This window comes from Pseudomonas sp. St29 (assembly GCF_001547915.1).
In the GTDB taxonomy this organism is placed as follows: Bacteria; Pseudomonadota; Gammaproteobacteria; order Pseudomonadales; family Pseudomonadaceae; genus Aquipseudomonas.
Window position 1 is genome coordinate 5440663 of record NZ_AP014628.1, and the last position, 16661, is coordinate 5457323.

General features: G+C 54.1%; 17 protein-coding genes. 8 read left to right on the plus strand and 9 right to left on the minus strand.

Annotation, left to right across the window (positions count from 1 at the left end; translation table 11 throughout):
- Positions 1-4 precede the first annotated feature (4 nt).
- On the minus strand, positions 5-1447 hold the full coding sequence (gene treP / locus PST29_RS24085; RefSeq protein WP_060844506.1) for a PTS system trehalose-specific EIIBC component: 1443 nt from the start codon (positions 1445-1447) through the stop codon (positions 5-7).
- A gap of 230 nt (positions 1448-1677) precedes the next feature.
- On the opposite strand from treP, the gene treR reads away from it, so the two are divergent.
- Positions 1678-2382 (plus strand): trehalose operon repressor, encoded by a 705-nt coding sequence (gene treR, locus PST29_RS24090; protein ID WP_060840862.1) that lies wholly within the window; start codon positions 1678-1680, stop codon positions 2380-2382.
- Between the two features lie 11 nt (positions 2383-2393).
- On the opposite strand, the gene PST29_RS24095 is transcribed toward treR, so the two are convergent.
- The 3 genes from PST29_RS24095 to PST29_RS24105 form a co-directional block, all read right to left on the minus strand.
- Positions 2394-2915 (minus strand): helix-turn-helix transcriptional regulator, encoded by a 522-nt coding sequence (locus PST29_RS24095; protein WP_060844507.1) that lies wholly within the window; start codon positions 2913-2915, stop codon positions 2394-2396.
- 5 nt (positions 2916-2920) lie between these two features.
- Positions 2921-3199, minus strand: coding sequence for a hypothetical protein (locus PST29_RS24100; RefSeq protein ID WP_060840864.1), 279 nt, complete (start codon positions 3197-3199; stop codon positions 2921-2923).
- Between the two features lie 264 nt (positions 3200-3463).
- Entirely contained in the window at positions 3464-4348 is an 885-nt protein-coding gene (locus tag PST29_RS24105) for a M24 family metallopeptidase (RefSeq protein ID WP_060844508.1), read from the minus strand.
- Positions 4349-5125: 777 nt separating this feature from the next.
- On the opposite strand from PST29_RS24105, the gene PST29_RS24110 reads away from it, so the two are divergent.
- A complete protein-coding gene (locus tag PST29_RS24110; protein WP_060844509.1) occupies positions 5126-6601 on the plus strand; it encodes a hypothetical protein in 1476 nt (491 codons plus the stop codon).
- Between the two features lie 80 nt (positions 6602-6681).
- Here PST29_RS24110 and PST29_RS32000 read toward each other — a convergent pair whose 3' ends face one another.
- The 3 genes from PST29_RS32000 to PST29_RS24120 all read right to left on the minus strand — a co-directional run bounded on the left by PST29_RS32000 (position 6682) and on the right by PST29_RS24120 (position 8714).
- The gene (locus tag PST29_RS32000) at positions 6682-6924 is read right to left on the minus strand and encodes a hypothetical protein (RefSeq protein WP_148659673.1); all 243 of its coding nucleotides are present in this window, start codon (positions 6922-6924) and stop codon (positions 6682-6684) included.
- Positions 6925-7153: 229 nt separating this feature from the next.
- Positions 7154-8254, minus strand: coding sequence for a hypothetical protein (locus PST29_RS24115; RefSeq protein WP_060844510.1), 1101 nt, complete (start codon positions 8252-8254; stop codon positions 7154-7156).
- Between the two features lie 88 nt (positions 8255-8342).
- On the minus strand, positions 8343-8714 hold the full coding sequence (locus tag PST29_RS24120; RefSeq protein ID WP_060844511.1) for a plasmid mobilization protein: 372 nt from the start codon (positions 8712-8714) through the stop codon (positions 8343-8345).
- A gap of 887 nt (positions 8715-9601) precedes the next feature.
- Here PST29_RS24120 and trbJ point away from each other — a divergent pair.
- Genes trbJ through PST29_RS24140 form a run of 4 tightly spaced genes read left to right on the plus strand, consistent with a single transcriptional unit; the run spans position 9602 to position 12538 of the window.
- Positions 9602-10441, plus strand: coding sequence for a P-type conjugative transfer protein TrbJ (gene trbJ / locus PST29_RS24125; RefSeq protein ID WP_442966374.1), 840 nt, complete (start codon positions 9602-9604; stop codon positions 10439-10441).
- A 2-nt stretch (positions 10442-10443) separates the two neighbouring features.
- Positions 10444-10632: a hypothetical protein gene (locus PST29_RS24130; RefSeq protein WP_060844512.1), complete on the plus strand. Its 189-nt coding sequence runs from the start codon at positions 10444-10446 to the stop codon at positions 10630-10632.
- 2 nt (positions 10633-10634) lie between these two features.
- Positions 10635-12215 carry a P-type conjugative transfer protein TrbL gene (gene trbL / locus PST29_RS24135; RefSeq protein ID WP_060844513.1) on the plus strand — a complete coding sequence of 527 codons (1581 nt, stop codon included), beginning with the start codon at positions 10635-10637 and terminating at the stop codon, positions 12213-12215.
- Between the two features lie 2 nt (positions 12216-12217).
- Entirely contained in the window at positions 12218-12538 is a 321-nt protein-coding gene (locus tag PST29_RS24140; protein ID WP_060844514.1) for a hypothetical protein, read from the plus strand.
- A 224-nt stretch (positions 12539-12762) separates the two neighbouring features.
- Here PST29_RS24140 and PST29_RS24145 read toward each other — a convergent pair whose 3' ends face one another.
- Together PST29_RS24145 and PST29_RS31305 are read right to left on the minus strand one after the other, a co-directional pair.
- Entirely contained in the window at positions 12763-14028 is a 1266-nt protein-coding gene (locus PST29_RS24145; protein ID WP_442966375.1) for a replication protein, read from the minus strand.
- Between the two features lie 216 nt (positions 14029-14244).
- Positions 14245-14463 (minus strand): helix-turn-helix transcriptional regulator, encoded by a 219-nt coding sequence (locus PST29_RS31305; RefSeq protein WP_082729292.1) that lies wholly within the window; start codon positions 14461-14463, stop codon positions 14245-14247.
- 91 nt (positions 14464-14554) lie between these two features.
- Between PST29_RS31305 and PST29_RS24150 the strand changes: the two genes are divergently transcribed.
- Positions 14555-15496 carry a LuxR family transcriptional regulator gene (locus PST29_RS24150; RefSeq protein ID WP_198419648.1) on the plus strand — a complete coding sequence of 314 codons (942 nt, stop codon included), beginning with the start codon at positions 14555-14557 and terminating at the stop codon, positions 15494-15496.
- Positions 15497-15577: 81 nt separating this feature from the next.
- The gene (locus PST29_RS31310; protein WP_082729293.1) at positions 15578-16387 is read left to right on the plus strand and encodes a restriction endonuclease; all 810 of its coding nucleotides are present in this window, start codon (positions 15578-15580) and stop codon (positions 16385-16387) included.
- Positions 16388-16661 lie beyond the last annotated feature (274 nt).

Sequence of the window (16661 nt, forward strand, 5' to 3'; positions counted from 1 at the left end):
CGGGTCAGGCCACGCGATAGCCGGGCCGGATGATCTTCAGGCTCAGGCCGCAGGTCAGGACAAAAGGCACCACCAGGGCGATGACCATGCCGATGACGAACATCGGGATGTACTGGGGAATGATCGAGATGAACCCCGGCAGCCCGCCGACGCCGATGGCCGAGGCCTGGACCTTGTTCAGCGACAGGAACACGCAGCCCAGGGCCGAGCCGATCAGCGCGGCATAGAAGGGAAACTTGTAGCGCAGGTTGACGCCGAACATCGCCGGCTCGGTGATGCCGAAGTAGGCGGAAATCGCCGAGGTCGAGGCCATGCTGCGGTCACGGGCGTTGCGGCTCATGGTGAACACCGCCAGGGCCGCGCTGCCCTGGGCCAGGTTGGACATGACGATCATCGGCCAGATGAAGGTGCCGCCCTGGGTGGCAATCAGTTGCAGGTCGACCGCCAGGAACATGTGGTGCATGCCGGTGATCACCAGTGGCGCATAGAGCAGGCCGAAGATCGCGCCGCCGAGCATGGGCGCCAGTTCGAACAGGGTGACCACGCCTTCGGTGATCAGAATCCCCAGGTGCCGGGTCACCGGACCGATGATCGCCAGGGCCAGCACACCGGTGACCACGATGGTGGTGATGGGCACCACCAGCAGAGTGATGGCGTTGGGCACCCGGGCGCGCAGCCATTTTTCGATCACGCTCATCACATAGGCCGCCAACAGGATCGGCAGGATCTGCCCCTGATAGCCGACCTTCTCGATCTGGAACAGACCGAAGATGTCGAAGTACGGCAGGCTCTGGCCATCCAGCCCGGCCACCGCCTTGCCGTAGTTCCAGGCGTTGAGCAGATCGGGGTGGACCAGCATCAGGCCCAGGACGATGCCCAGGATCTCGCTACCGCCAAAGCGCTTGGCCGCCGACCAGCCCACCAGGGCCGGGAGGAACACGAAGGAGGTGTTGGCCATCAGGTTGATCAGGCTCCAGAGCCCGTCGAGGCCCGGGTAGGCCTCAAGCAGGGTCTTGCCTTCGATGAACATGCCCTTGGCCCCCAGCAGGTTGTTCACCCCCATCAGCAGGCCGGCGATGATCAGCGCCGGCAGGATCGGCATGAACACATCGGAGAACACCCGCACCAGGCGCTGCATGGCGTGGGTCTTCTGGGCGCCCTTGTCCTTCACGTCGGCAATGGTCAAGGCCGCCAGACCGGTCTGCTGGCGCAAGGCCGCATAGACCTTTTCCACTTCGCCGGGGCCGATCACCACCTGATACAGGCCTCCGGTGAAGAACGAGCCCTTGACCAGGTCGATCTGGTTGAGGGTGGCGCTGTCGACCAGGCTCGGGTCCTTCAGGGCCAGGCGCAGGCGGGTCACGCAGTGGGCCGCCTGTTCGAGGTTGTCGGCGCCACCGAGGCTGTGCAGCAACTCGCTGGCGATCGTTGAATAGTCGTGGCTCATGCTTGTTCTTCCACCTGAGATTTTTGTTATTGGCAGCACGCCGAGGGGCAAATTACTCGTCTGTACGAGTTAAATCAATAACTCGTACAGACGAGTTTGAAATTTTCTTCCGCCACCGCCTTGCGCCGGGTGGTTTCCGCCTGGGAAAGCCTGGCCCGGGCGCATGGACAAATGCCCCGTTCAGCCCTTAAGGTGCCTGCCTTGAGCACAGTCCGGCACAGAGCCATCCCATGAGCAAATACAACCAGATCTACAGTGATCTGCTTGCCAGCATCACCACCGAACGCCTGGAGCGTGGCGCCCGCCTGCCTTCGGAAAGCGAACTGATGGACAGCTACCAGGCCAGCCGCGGCACCGTGCGCAAGGCCATCGAACTGCTGCAGGAGCGCGGCTTCGCGCAGAAGATCCATGGCAAGGGCACCTTCGTGCTCTCGCCCAATCCCATCGAGTTCCAGCTGGGCGGCATCGTCAGCTTCCAGGAAACCTATCCGCGCCTGGGGGATGACGTCAGCACCGAGGTGGTGGAGTTCAGCCAGTTCCCCCTGCAAGGCGCGCTGCTCAATCACCTGCAGGCCGAAGAAGGCAGCCTGATCACACGGATCAAGCGTGTGCGGCGAATCGACGGCAAGCGGGTGATTCTCGACATCAACCATTTTGTCGCCGAGCTGATTCCGGGGCTGGACCGAGAGATCGCAGAGCATTCGATCTACGCCTACATCGAACAGACCCTGCAACTGAACATCAGCTATGCCCAGCGCACCATCGAGGCCAGCCCGCGGAGCAAGGACGACCAGCAGTTGCTCGACCTGGACGGCCAGAGCCATGTGATCGTGGTGAGCAACCAGACCTTTCTGCAGGACGGGCGGCAGTTCGAGTACACCGAATCACGGCACACCCTGGACAAGTTCTACTTCTCCGACGTGGCCCGGCGCTAAGCCCTGCTCCGTCAGCCCAGCAGGGCCGCCAGCTCAGCGCTGAGGGGGCCGATGCGCTGCGCCTCCTTGGCGGTATTCACCTGCTGCGCCACCCGCGCCACCTCGATCACCGGATGCTTGAGGGGATAGCCGCCCTTGCTGTCCAGCCAGCTCAGGACCTCCGCCAGGTGCCACAGCGAGGTGCTGCCCTCATGGATCGCCAGGGGAAAGCTGTCGGCGTGGCCAAGCATCAGCTTGCGCATGTTCTGCCGTGACACCCCGACAATCTCGGCGATCTCGCTGAGGCCGACGAAATCCGGACTGGCCTCCACCAGCCGCGCCTCGGGGATGATGCGCTTGATATCCCCCAGGGCACTGAGCAGCGCTGCCTCGGCGCTCTCGGCCTCGCGACTGAACTCCAGGGCCAGGCGCCCGGCCAGGCCGGTGCCGACCAGGACGTCGGTGCACCCCGCCGCACCGAGGCGCTCCACCAGTTGCAGCGGATCACAGCCCTCCAGCGGCAGCAGATAGTTGAGGGTGAACAGGTATTCCATGGTGCTTACTCCTGACGGGCTGCCGGCGCCTTGGCCCCACGCAGCTGGTTCACGGTGCAGTTGTCGATCACCCGGCATAGCGCCCGGGCGTGCTGGGTCGGGTTCTTCGGGGTCCGCCAGACACTGGTGACGCAGAACTCGCCGCAGCGGCACACTTCGTTGTTGTACGGGCAGTAGATCCGCCCCCAGGCATGACCACCGCCAACCTCGATGCGCCAGCCCTGCCATTCGGCGTAGCGCAGGGCCATTTCAATGTCCTTCTTGGGATGAGTTGCACGAGCCATCCATAGCCTCCAGTATCGTCAGGAACACAAGGTTGTCAACTGACAACCCAACACAATCCGATCAATGCCGCTCAGCGACAATTCGCTGCAAGGGCAAAACACTGAGGGACGACTTCAAAGGTACACGGCACCCCGGAGGCTCGACGGGGCAATGTCTTTCCCGGTATTGCGTGAACGCGAAAAACCCGGGTTTTCCAATACCTGGACATACAAATGGCGATCCACCCAAGGTGCGATCGCCATTTGTCTTGCAGCGCAGCGACTTCAGTCGACAAACCGACTGAGACGTTCTGCTCCCACCTCTGTCACCCGGACCATGGCACTGACCACCACCCCGTCGCACCGATCGTGAGCAACCACATTCCAGCCATTGGGCATCACCCGGACACGTGAGGTTCCGGCCTTGGCCAACACCTGAACATTCAATACCTGGCCGGCCACCATGGGTTCGGAGCGTCCCGCAACGCGGTAACCCAGTACCTGAGGCGCCTGGATCCGCTGCCTGCCCATGCCATAACCGCAGTATTCAAACACCGCACTGAATCCCTGGGCGTCCAGTACTTCCTGGATCGCGCTGCCGATGGCCCCCAGGGACTCACCACCGCGTACCTGTCGCAAGCCCTGCTCCAGAGCGTCCTTGGCAGCGCTCAACAAGCGCAGTTGTTCTGTGCTGGCGCCGGGCGTGGCAAAGGTCCAGGACTGCGCCCCATACCCCTTGCGCGATGACACCACGACCTCGACCTTGACCAACGCACTGGCCGGCAAGCATTTCTCCGAGGGCAGGCAACCGATCAGCTCCGCATTCACCGAGACAGGAACGGCTGCGGGGTATCCCTTGTAGCCCACCAGCGCAGGCAGTAACTGCCGGCTATCAAGCTGCTGCAGCATATGTTCCTGAATCTCCAGACGCGACACCCCCTCCACCATAAACGGCTTGAGCGACAGCAGAATGTCCGTCACCTCGGCAGCGAGGCGCCGCTCTTCAGCCACAATCTCCTGCTCCGGCAAGGCGCCGATCAGCGCAAAGGCTTCGCGATTGTCTGCGGCAAAACGATCAAAACGCGACAATGGCTGCGCCATCGCGCTCGGCAGTTCAGGCGCTTCTGCCGCCAGGCCCAAGGTTCGCAGCAGCTTGCCAAACACACTCATCTCAACATCCCTATCCGATGACCCGCCCCGCAGGACGGTCGATATTCTTTACCCTGATCTCGCGATCAGGGGCCTTCTTGGCGGACTAGAAAATACTCGTCCATTTCACCCGAGCCTGACGCTCGTGAGGCTGCGGGATCATTCCCACTCTATTATCAATAATTTGATTTATCCCATAAAAATCAGATACTTATGAAGCATAGATATAATAAGACCACGAATAATACCATATATGGATCTGCATAGATCTACCTCTGAGTGCAGCAAGGGAAGCTCCACCCATGTGGCCGTGACTGACTGAGCCAAGCCTCTTTAACGATCTCAAGTAGCTCCTGCCGTCGAGCCTAAGCGTATCCCATCCCTTCAGAAGCCTCGTGTCTAGCTTCGAGTGTTCACTTGACGCGGTACAGGTTGACCTGTGTGGAGGAGAATTCCGGCAACATCCAGTAGAACGGCTTTGCCCGCGTCAAGAGCGATTGGAATAACCACATTCTGACTTGCCCCGTGCGTGATTACACAAGCCGCAAAGCATGATGCCGGGAAAACCGATAACAATAAGGCCCCAATACGCAGGCTCGATGCTTGAGGCTCGAACGCTTCGCTCGCCTAGCTGGTTCAACGAAAAAACCCTGAAGCTATCGAGATAAGCCCTCAGTGATGGCATTATGAGATCTCAAGATCAGGAGCTCCCAGGGAATGAGCACACCATCATCAGCCTACTGCCTATGCGTTGCTGAAGCGTTCCAACCTATTGACAGATCATTTAAGGGTTAAAGTATGGATGCGACCAAACGAAAAATTCGAATTTATTTTTCAGATTTTTTCGATGTGAGCCGGGAAAAGATTGAATCTTATGGAGCATTCAATATCTCCCTAATCAATGACCTACCCTTGTTTGTGGATCCATTTTTGCTGTTCAATAGTGACGATACAACCTATCAGGAACTGCATAAAAGAATAATTCAATATATGCTTTTCTTAAAAGGAAAGTCTTCTTTAGCGTTACCTTCCGGCCTAATAAAGAGCTGGTATCTATTCCCTGAAGTCAAGCAAAATTGGTTTGGGTTTAGCAAGTCGGGAAATAGTGGGCGCGGGCTAGGCCCATCTTTCGCTAAATCTCTGCAAGTGAATTTCAAAGGTGTGTTCTCTGATTTTGGTAATGAAACGAACGGGGCAACTCATATAGGCAAGCTCACACTAGTCAAACACGGAGTTGGAAAAGACCAAATTAGTGACTTTACCTGCAACTTAATTCATGGATTTTTGGCTGAATACACAGAGAAATTCGCAAAGAAATACATCGACCCGACCAAGCTTCAGAAATTCACCATTAAAAAAGCGGAGTTCAATTACGCAACTGAATCGTGGAAGTCAAAACAGTATTTGCTACCCAAATTCGGGGGTGAGCATGTTTTGCTTACTCCAGTGGACATTTTAACTAAAGACGAGGCGTGGATATCTCACAAAGGATTTATCGAAGACTTCAGCCAAGTAGTTGGCAGCGTACCCAATGATCAGCTGCGCGACCAAATAAACTTATACTTGACTAAGGTTATGCCGGCAGACCCTACGAAAGATGAAAGGGCTATCGCTTTCGAAAAAACCATTTTGCAATATCCTCAGCTGATGGATGTTTACGTTAGTCTACAGGAGGCCAACAAGGATGCTGCAAGTTCGTCTAGCTTCGAAAAAGTCTCTTTGGCCCAGAAGCTATTTGAAGAGAACTTGCTGAGACTAGTAGCACTACTAGACAAAACTAAGTTCTATGATGCTGAACCCAATAGCTACGAAGCGGGCATGCAACGAGTCCAGTTTCTCAAGCATGTCATTGAAAAACAGGACGGCTACCGCCTTTTTTACATCAAAGGCGTCCCAATTTCACGTGAAAGCGATTTGCAAATTATGTTTAAACTTACGTGGTTTGCTTCTAAGTTTAGCGCTGACGCAGAGGTGAACAATGGCCGGGGACCAGCTGATTTCCTAGTATCTTATGGCAGTCAAGACAAATCAATAATTGAATTCAAATTAGCCAAAAACTCGCATATGGAAAAAAACTTGCGCAATCAGGCTAAAATATACAGCGACGCTGCCAGAGCAAGCAATCCGCCAATTATGGCTATTCTATACTTTAATTTCAGTGAGCGAGATAAAGTACATAGAATTATGACCAAGAATGGTTTATCCGACACAAAACACATCGTACTTATCAACGCCATGCCAAAAGAGTCGGCCTCGAAAGCTGACATTGACTGACACTCAAGCGCTTATAAAAATGACGGCACTTTTGCGATTTGAACCTGCTTAAGTGCCTGCATTAACCTCAAAAAACTGAGCTACCTCTTCCACAGGAGAAAACTGCTTTGGATAAGCTTCTTTTTAACGGATTCGCTTTCTCCACCTTTTGTATCACATTCTCCCAGCGCAATTTCGACTTGGCGACGCAAAATATCAACTTCACCCTCAGAACCATCAAGCAGAACTGCCTCAACAAGACTAGCTAGGTAATTTGGGTCAGAGCAAAATTTCTGCGCCATAGATTCATCATGGCATTGATCTTTAACGGATTTTTCTTTCATTTTGTCACTTTAAATCTGCCTTTTTTAATTATAGAACCAAGCGCTTCCGAGGTCAAAACAACCCACTACTTCCAATTGCCTCAGCAAGCATCAATATAAGAGCACGCAATAAATTTATCGCGCCCACCCCTATTATAAGAGCAGGCTCTCAAGGTTAAACTTTTCATTGCACAAACACAGCCCCATAACACCTTCACTAATAGGCAATCTTATTACCAATATAAAAACCCTACGATCTAAAAGCGCCTTCTGCCAAAATATCTACCATAAATGCTTTACTTGTTTCCCACGCTAAACGATGGCGTTTTTCACTTTCCCGCATGCGCTTATGCTCTTCCTGGAACGCGTCCATTTTTGCATCAATGTCGTTTTCATTATCAGGTCCGCAGTTGATTTCTCCCGACGTGATGTGGTGTGAGGTCGCCCCTCTCAATGCTAGAGCTAGATTTTTATCGATTGTGAGGCCTGCCGATGCTGGCGCATAACGAGAGTGGCTCTGATCCGAAAATTGATTTTGAACATTGCATGTGGTGTATATATCTAGATCCGCCAACCCTACCAAGTTCCCTTTAGGAGTAAGCCTCAGAACTTTGGTGAACAAAAAATCTTTTTTATCGCTATATTTTTCAATAACCTCCTTGTCATTATGCTCACACTCAATGAGGTTCTTTTCGATATATTCGATAAAGAAACGACTAGCTTTTTGCTCGTCGAAATACTCCAAACCTAAGGGGGAGTATAGAGCTTCAGCCGCGAACGCCGGCGGGACTAATATGAACCTTGGATCAGATAATGGCATGCCTGCAAAACCGCGGCCTGCCTGCTGAACGAAATTGAACCTCCAGTTTTTTTCTTGATACAACCTTAGGGCTTTAGCGATTTTTTCTGAGTCACTCTGTATCAACTTTAGATAATGCTCAGTGCCTTGATATGTCTCAATTCCATCAAAAAATAGCTTAGCACCTAGTTCCTCCTCGACTAGATCTTTTAATTCCTTGAACTTACGCCAGTGCTCATGGCTGCTTGTCAGATTTTTTTGCCTGAGATATTCATAGAAAACCGTTGGCCTTACCACCATATCGAAACGATAAGGTAATCGTCTAATAAGCATAAACGCCAATAGAATCGAAAGTAGCCCTTCGGAGATAACCCCTTGTCGATATGATTCTAATCGCATAATTATATTAGAATCTATAACCAAGCGGTAAGGCCCCTCTAATATTACGGAGCTTTCTATTTGATCTATCAAATGAAGCAAGTTTTCGCCCATCTTTTTTTGACTTTTAGGCTTAAGCATTTTGCTTTGCTTAATGATTTCCTGTAGATCCATTAATTTTCTCTCTAAAACAAATAACCGTTTGAATTCTTTGTTCGGGGCGAATCTAGCTGTTAGGCAAGCACTATGACTCTAAGTTCTATTATTTCCGCTCATAAACTACCCGACTCATTAAATCCCGAACCTGTGCTTGAAGATCTCGAAAACTCACCATCAAGTTCTCAACGTCTACAGGTTCTGCACCTTGACCGTGCTTCTCCGCGAGCCAAAGTTTCAGCAGTCCAGCGACCCGCCCAAGGTCGCCATTCACCTTGGCCAAGTCGGCCACGGCAGTCAGGTCAACAACCGACCTGATCGGTGTGTTTAACCCAAGGGCGCGAAGGTAGCCAGATCGTGACATCCCAACCTCTTCGGCGCGTTCTGTGATCACCGCTTTCTCCTCATCGGTAACCCAAACCTCAATTGGCTTGCCACGTCGGCGAGCTGGAGCCTTTTCTTTGGTGCCGCCTGTCATGGGCGCTCCTGATTTTCACTGTGTTTTTGCTCTTAGACGCCGCAGCGGCTGTGTGCCTCGCAGAGCAAGATCCGTTGAGCCTAGGGCGAATAAGGGGCGGGTGGTGGATGGGTATGGGCTTGCCCGTACCCGTACAACACACATCTTGCCGTCCAGTGAAGCGCAAACATCTGCGCATCTCTGCGAACAGCTCTGAAATAGTACCACTGAGCATACTTACGCATATATACGCTAGGTTGAGCATGGCACATATGCAACTTTATGCGCATACTTGCGTAATCATGCTTAGGCGGAGCTTGCGATGAAGAACACACCAAAAGAGGGACTTAGCGGCGCGGGTCGGGTAGCATTTCTAGCGCGTCTTGAGGAATTCCGAGTCCTGATTCAGGCCGGTTGGCCGGTGACGGTCGTATACGAGAATCATGGTGGACATAAGACGAGTCTCAGCTACAGTCAGTTCGCCCGATACGTTGGTAAATACATCCGCACACCGACCAAACGCGGAGCCCAGCGAACAAGGGCGACGGACGGAACACAACCCCCAACGACACCGTTGCTTGAGCAAAGGCAATCTGCTCACCCAACGCAACCAAGCACCATGTCGAAACGTCAGCCTGGGTTTCAGCATGACCCAAGCAGCGGAAACAATCGTGACGATCTCATCTAAAATTTATGAGTTTCTGTGCCTACCTGGGGCACGATCAGTGCCGACTGACCGAAAATCATGGTCAGTCTGGCGTTTAATTATTTTTAGGGCGAACCACAGCGACATTCATCACAGTCGATATCGTCCATGTCAACCTAACTAGCCAATCATTCTATCGATGCAACTGGCATATCAGGGCACGATCAGGCACTAATAATAGTGACTGATCGAGGTCAATCATATGCGTAATATATTTGCAGCCCTATTCAAAGACAAATCGCTGTCAGAATACATCTCGAACGAAACACCCGCTTCTCCGCTCCAAAAATTCCTACGCCAAGCGGCCTATAGCACCAAAATAGTCGGAGCCGCTTTTATAGCGATGGCCGTATACATCGCCCCGGCCCCGGCCTATGCAATCTACTGCTCGAACTGCTCAACGTTCTATCAGCAAATTTTCGAGTACGCTGAGGCGGTTAACACGGCTCTGAACACTGCCGAGCAACTGCAAACCCAGGTGCAGCAGTATCAAAGCATGATCACGCAGGGCACGGGCTTGCCTGATTCGATGTTCGGCAGTATCGCGGCTGATCTTAAAAACGTGATGAACATCTACGACCGCTCGCAGGCGTTGGGCCGCCAAATCCAGGACATGGATTCGCAGTTCAACACGGCTTTCCCCGGTTTCAATTCGTACCTGAATCAAGCTGCCAACTCGGCTGAGTCACCGGCACAAGATCGCTACCAGACGTGGTCTGAGCAAGGCCGCGATAACGTGAAAGCTGCGCTAGAAGCGGCGAACCTCAATACCAGCACCTTTGAGTCTGAGGGCGAGCAGCTTGACCGCATGATGACCCGTTCACAGTCGGCTGTGGGCCGGATGCAAGCACTTCAGGCGGGAAACGAAATAGCCTCACAGAACGTACAGCAGTTGCAAAAGCTACGCGATCTGGTGGCTACGCAAATCAACATGCAGGGCAACTATCTGGCTCAGCAGGGTGACCGTACAGCCGCCAGCGAAGCTACCGAACACCAGTTTGAAGCGCGCAAAAACACACGCGGCGGCGTGAAGGGGTACTGAGAATGACTATTTCGAAATGGCTCATCGCGTTGATCTGCTCCGGCTCAGCACTAACCGGTTTTATGGTCACCATGGCAGTTCAAAGCAACAGCGAATGTAACTCGCTGGCTGAGCACCAACAGCAACAGCGTGACGCTGATACCTCGTTTGAAGCACGCCCGAACACTCGCGGCGGCGTTAAGGGGTACTAGCTATGGATACTCGCCTACTGTTGTTCCTCGCCTTAGCGAGTGCATTCGTGAGCGGAGATGCTATGGCCGCGACCGACCTTTCCCATGCTGACACATCGGTGCAGGGCCTGCTCGACCTCGTTTTACAGCAGTCGCACCAGTGGTCAGGAAAGCTGTATGACCACGCGATCAGATTATTCTGGCTGTTGGCCTCGATTCAGTTCATCTGGACGTTCATGCCTCTGGTCATGAAGCAAGCCGACTTCGGCGAGATTGTCGGCGAGCTGCTGCGCTTCGTCCTGGTGGTCGGTTTCTTCCTTGCCGTTATGAAGTACTCGGTGGAGTGGTCATCTGCCATTGTCGATAGTTTCCGCGATGCGGCGGCATCTGCGAGCGGCCTCGAGCGCGCGTTAGAACCCGGCGATATGCTGGCGGTTGCGCTGGATTTTGGCCGCACCATGGTGAAGGGCATATCAGTGTTTTCGCCGGCGAAAGGACTTCTGATCGCAGTTTGCGCAATCCTTGTATTGGCGTGTTTCGCCTTCATCGCTGCATTCATGTTCGTAACGCTCGTAGAGTCTTACGTAATCATCAATGCTTCGGTGCTGTTCTTTGGCTTTGGCGGCTCACAATGGACGCGTGATTTTGCGATCGCTCCAATGCGTTTCACCGTCGCAATCGGAGCCAAGCTGTTCGTCTTAACGCTGATCGTCGGCCTGATCGTTCAGTCGGCCAAGCAGTGGTTGGCCGCCTACACCAATGACGAAGCGTCGTTGATGACGATGGTTGGTCTGGCTTTGGTGTGCTGCTATCTGACAAAGACCATTCCCGACCTGATCGGCGGCATGATTAGCGGCACGTCGATGGGTGGCGGATCAGCCATCGGTGGTATGGCGGCCGCCGGTGCTGCCGGTGCAGCGGCGGCAATCGCCACTATCGCCACGGCCGGGGCGGCCGCTCCTGCTGCTGCCGGCGCTCTCGGCGCTGCTGGCAGCAGTGGTGCAGCGGGTGCCGGTGCAGCGGGTGCCGGGGGCGGTCTCGCAGGGGCGATCAACTCCAGCTTTGCCGGTGCAAGCTCCGCCGGTGGTGCCGCTCCGTCTGTAGGTGGCGGTACCCCAATTGGCGTCGGGGCCAACACTGGCGGCGGTGCAGTTGCCAAGACGGCCAGCTCCGCAGGCGTGAAAACTGGCGGTGGCGCAGCTACCCAATCGGCTACCCCCAGCAGCGGCACCCAGCAGGCCGCTAAGCAGGCCGGGAAGGCCGCACAGAGCGGCGATGACAATGATCAGAAAGCAACACCGAAAGGGGAAACTGTTAGTTCCGGCAACGCACTGTCCCATGCGGCCAATGGTGGTGCAAAAGCGCTTGGCGTAATCGCCTCGATGACAGTCCCGGGCATGGAGAATGCACACTCAGCGTCGCTTTGCGCTGGTCTTCCACAGCCAGCTCACGGTGACTCCAGTTCGCTCAAATCCGCAGCGCCGGCTGCGGAAGCCCCAGGTATGGAATCCAATGTCATTCGACCAGATACGAACACCAGCTCGAATTCCGGTCGCACCGACGTTTCGAGCATAACCTCAAGCAATGACCAGCCGGAGAAATAACCATGAATAGCATTCTGATGTTCGCTGTATTCGTCGTATTCGCCTCCATCTTGGCCATTGCAATGTGGGCGTTCGGCCGCTGGCTACGAAGCAAAGGCTACGGGCCATTGCTCGATAGACTGGATCGACAATGTACCGCGTTGCAGCTTCGAGTTAGCCCGCTGGCCCTTTCGGCTTCCTTTCATATGTTTTCCGGAGTGCAACACCTGAATCGCCTCCCACTGCTTGGTAGCAAGAGCAATGCAGCCCAAGCCCAGCAAATTCTGATGGCGATCCGAGCGGCGCAGGAAGCCCAAAGGCTCGACTCTCCCGGCAACCGCTGACCCTATAATCCCCCGCCAAAGTGCGGGGGATTGTTTTCCGGAGACACCAAATCTAAGTAGTACGCACGGACTTGTCTCAGCTCACCCTTTAGGAAAGCCCCCCTACCGGTACTCCATCAGAACGGCGCCCCCAGACAGCCTTGATCAAAAGTGCGGAAGACTCTGCCATTAGTAATACGCACGGACTCTGAACACCTTGACCATCAGCTCGGACAGGACACCGTCTAATGCGCGGGGGCTTCGCCATTAGTAATACGCACGGACTTGGTACACTGACTCGCCGGTGCGTTTATGTATCTAGAAACCGCCATGACTGATACAGCCATTTGCTTAGCGATGGCCCGCACGCTCAAGCCCTCGCGCCTGAGGGACTGAGCCTTCGCCTGCTTGGAGTTCGCAGCTTCAAGGTAGGTTTCCCGGTCTACCGCACCGGAAGCGCGTCTGCGGCATTCCTCGCGCTTCCGGTGCCGTTCCGCGGCCTCGGCCTGGCTGACGATGGTTTTAAGCTGACGCTGTTCGTCGGTGGTGATCCCGAACAGGTTGATAAGCGTGTCGTTTCGCGGCGTGTAGAGCGGCGCGTAGTCCTTACCACCAAAGCTAATCTTTTCCCCGCCCTCATAGGCTTTGGCCTTGCTGAACAGCGTCATAAGCTCTTTCGAGCGGCTATTCCATTGCGGGTCAAGCTCGCGGGCCAGCGCGGCCGCCTCGTGGTACATCTGCTTGCTGTTGGTCGCCCCTGACAGCAGCAGGAAATTCAGCCGCCAAAACAAGTGCTGCATCCGGCTGCCTTCGCTGACGCCGCCGCGTAGCTCAGCGAGCTTGCGCAGGTCTTCGAGGCGGTCCCATGCGAGCTGTCTGCCGGAGAATCCGCGCAGATTGTCGGCCTTGCCGCCGGGCACCAGAAGGAAAGGCTTTTTCGTGGCGCGCCGCTCGCGCTGTTCGGCCTGTTCCTGCCGCTGCTGCTCAATTGTCCAGCGTGCCGCCGGTAGCAGCGCCTCGGCCAGATACTCGAAGTTATAGCGGATCGGTTCGCTGTCTGCGCCGCTCTGGACATGAACCACGCGACAGACTTCCCCGCTCTTGCTATTGACCGTCTCCACGGTACGCAGCACGCGGCTGGCGTCTTTGGCCATCGGGTCAGCGCCGACGTGCGCGAGGCGATCCACAAGATAGCGCTGGCAAGCGTTCCAACGCGGCAGGGCCTGACGCGGAATCGTGCCATCCAGCAGCCACTTGGCCTGTATTCCACGGCCGCTGTAAATCAGCACAGACGGCGACGGCAAACCTTCCTCGCCGCAAAAATACAGTACAGATGCCGCCAGTGCCTCAGGCGTGCGCCCGGCCAGCGCAGGCACCCGGTAAGTGTCGAGGTCGGCAAACAGCAGGCCAAGCCGCAGGAGGTTGACGACTCGCCTATTGGGCCGAACGAACTCAGCTTGGGACATCCACGTGTCACGCTTTTTGTCCAACAAATCGAGTACTTTTGGCATATCAGCCAAGCGATGAGAAGACTGGCGCTTTTCACCTCGGGAGTCGACGAGTAACGAAAAAAAACCGGCTCTCGTCCTATCGTGGTACATCTGCGCTTCGTTGTGGGAACTGAAAAGCGCAAGCTGTGGACTTGCGCCGGTCAGCTCTATCAGAGCGTTTGCAGTGTCTGAGTAAGGACGCGATGTCGACCTTGTCTCAGGCCTGCCCCCCACCGCTCAGACTGCCATTCCTGGCCTAGGAGCGGGGCCGGACTCCCTGCATGTATCAATCCACTCCTCTACCTCGGCTAAATCCCACACGACCTTGCGGCTACTCACCGCAATTCGACGTGGAAATTTACCCTTCATTTCAAAGTTATAGATCGTGCGCTCACATAGCGGGATCATCGCCAGGAGTGTCTTTTTGTCGATGAGTTTTTTGCTCGATGGATGCATAGCTAGGCCCTACCAGTCACAGCGAATGTGTGCCTGATCGTGCCTTTAGGTGCCTATTGCTTCGACAGAATGATTGGCTAGAATGGTTGACATGAAAAAACCATCAACCATAGCTATTTGGGAGGGGTGTGACACTTCCCTCACAGAAGCGCTACACCAATTCCTTGATCGCTGGGAGCCCTACTCCACAGCATCTAAACGCTACCCGATCGTCCGTCTGGTCGAAGAGCTTATCGACCCTGCCGTGGCGGCATATGCCGAAACGCTTCCATCGCGTTATCAGGGCCACATCCCCGGAGCAGGAACAAATGTAGCGTTCAGCGCGATTATGCAACTGGTTGGCGTTGCCGCTATGGTCCGCCTACAGCGTCAACTGCTACGAGCCTTTGTTCTGACCCACGACAAGCAGTCGGGGGATGATCGCTGCTTCATTGCGACGCTTGAGACGTTGATAGAACTGGTGCTGGCATGTAAGCGCAAGCAGCCGTCTAACAAGGATATGGGCGGTTTGAACGGTCAACGCTTGAAGGGTTTCTGTAGATTCTGCGGCACGCGAGCAGAGCTGGCATCGTTCGCAGAAGGTGAGGGTCAGCGTGACCTTGATGAACACCTACGCCTGAGCAACCTGTACTGCACCACCCACCGCCCAAAGACATTAGATGGACGCTGGAACCCGGCATACAGGCAAGCAATGAGATCTATAGCGCAGTTCGACCTAGAGCTGGCCAGATTGAGCAGACAATGCGCGATACGAGCAGAGCCTAAGGCAAAGTCAGGTGACGAGCTCGTCGACGCGTATATCTTTCGATACATGCTTAGCCAAACCCTGCACCTAGCGGACGAAGCGGAGTTAAGAAATCTCGCTCGATTAATGGTGGATATGAAGCTGACAGACCGAAGAAAGCAAATCCTCGTGCTACAAAAGTTCGGCTTCAACCAGTCAGAAATTGCTCGCAGACTGGAGATTGAGCGCCAAGCAGTATCCAAAGCCATTCACTCAATCCCGGATTGTTTTCGACTGTCGACAGCGTAAGTACCTCAACGCCTTACAAATAAAACAAAGTTGGTTTACTCAATTATAGTTCTTTACCCACCTTTTTTGCAGTGTCGCCCAATGAATTCGAGAAGCTCCGCAATTAATGGCCGTTATCAGAACCCGGACAGTGACCCTAGAGGGCCGTACCTTTTTTCAGATGTTACGTCGCCTTTTGAGCGGCCAAGTTTGCAATACGAATGGTTTGGTCACTATCCCCCTCAGGGTCGGTCATGGCGCTATTCACGTGAACGCGCAGCAATCTTAGAGGCGGAGGGGCGTATTGCCCTTTCCTCCAGTGGGCGGCCATTACTGAAGCGGTATTTGAGCGAGGTCGAGTCAAATACTAATGTAATAGAAAACACCACAACCTCGTCTCAGCTTGATGTGATTGTTCGAACGGCAATGAAGGCAATTGCATCCGAGATCGCCAAAAACCCACGTTGTCTTCGAGACATTGAGTGGCGAGATCTGGAGCGAGTCATGCGAGAGGTTTTTGAGCTGCTTGGATTCACAACCGAACTGACACGATCCGGAAAAGATGGTGGATTTGATATCCGCCTAGAAAGCAAGGAGCATGGTGAAACACATGTCTTTTTGGTAGAGATAAAGCATTGGCTTGCCAGCGGGAAAAAGCCAGGAAGCAACGTCCTATCTAGCTTGGTTGATGTAGTCGCAAAAGTGGGCGGCAAAACTAAGGGAATACTGCTCTCTTCATCGGGCTTTACTAGGGACATCCTCAACGGACGTACGGAGATCGAGCAGCACACCGTCAGAATTGCTGGTCGTAACAAAATTGTCTCACTCTGCCAGAACTATCTTGAGAGTGTGGAGGGAGTATGGACACCAACCACCTCTCTATCTGAGATGCTTCTTGAAGGATCGGACTAATCAACTTCCATCTTACATTTGAGACCACACGCCTCACGCCGCAGACCTAAGAGCAAGCGAAGCAGGCTGATAAACTTAAACGATTGCCATTTACAGGTGCCACTTGGACGCAGCAATACCGAAAGCTATTTCAGCGTTTTTCGATGCAGCAAGCGAACTCCGAAAGCTAGGGGTTATCAGGTCTGACAAGTATCTCGGAGATCTGGCTGAGTACATCTGCACTCATTTTTATGAGATAGAACTTGCATCAAGTGGCCGCCAAGTCGGACACGAC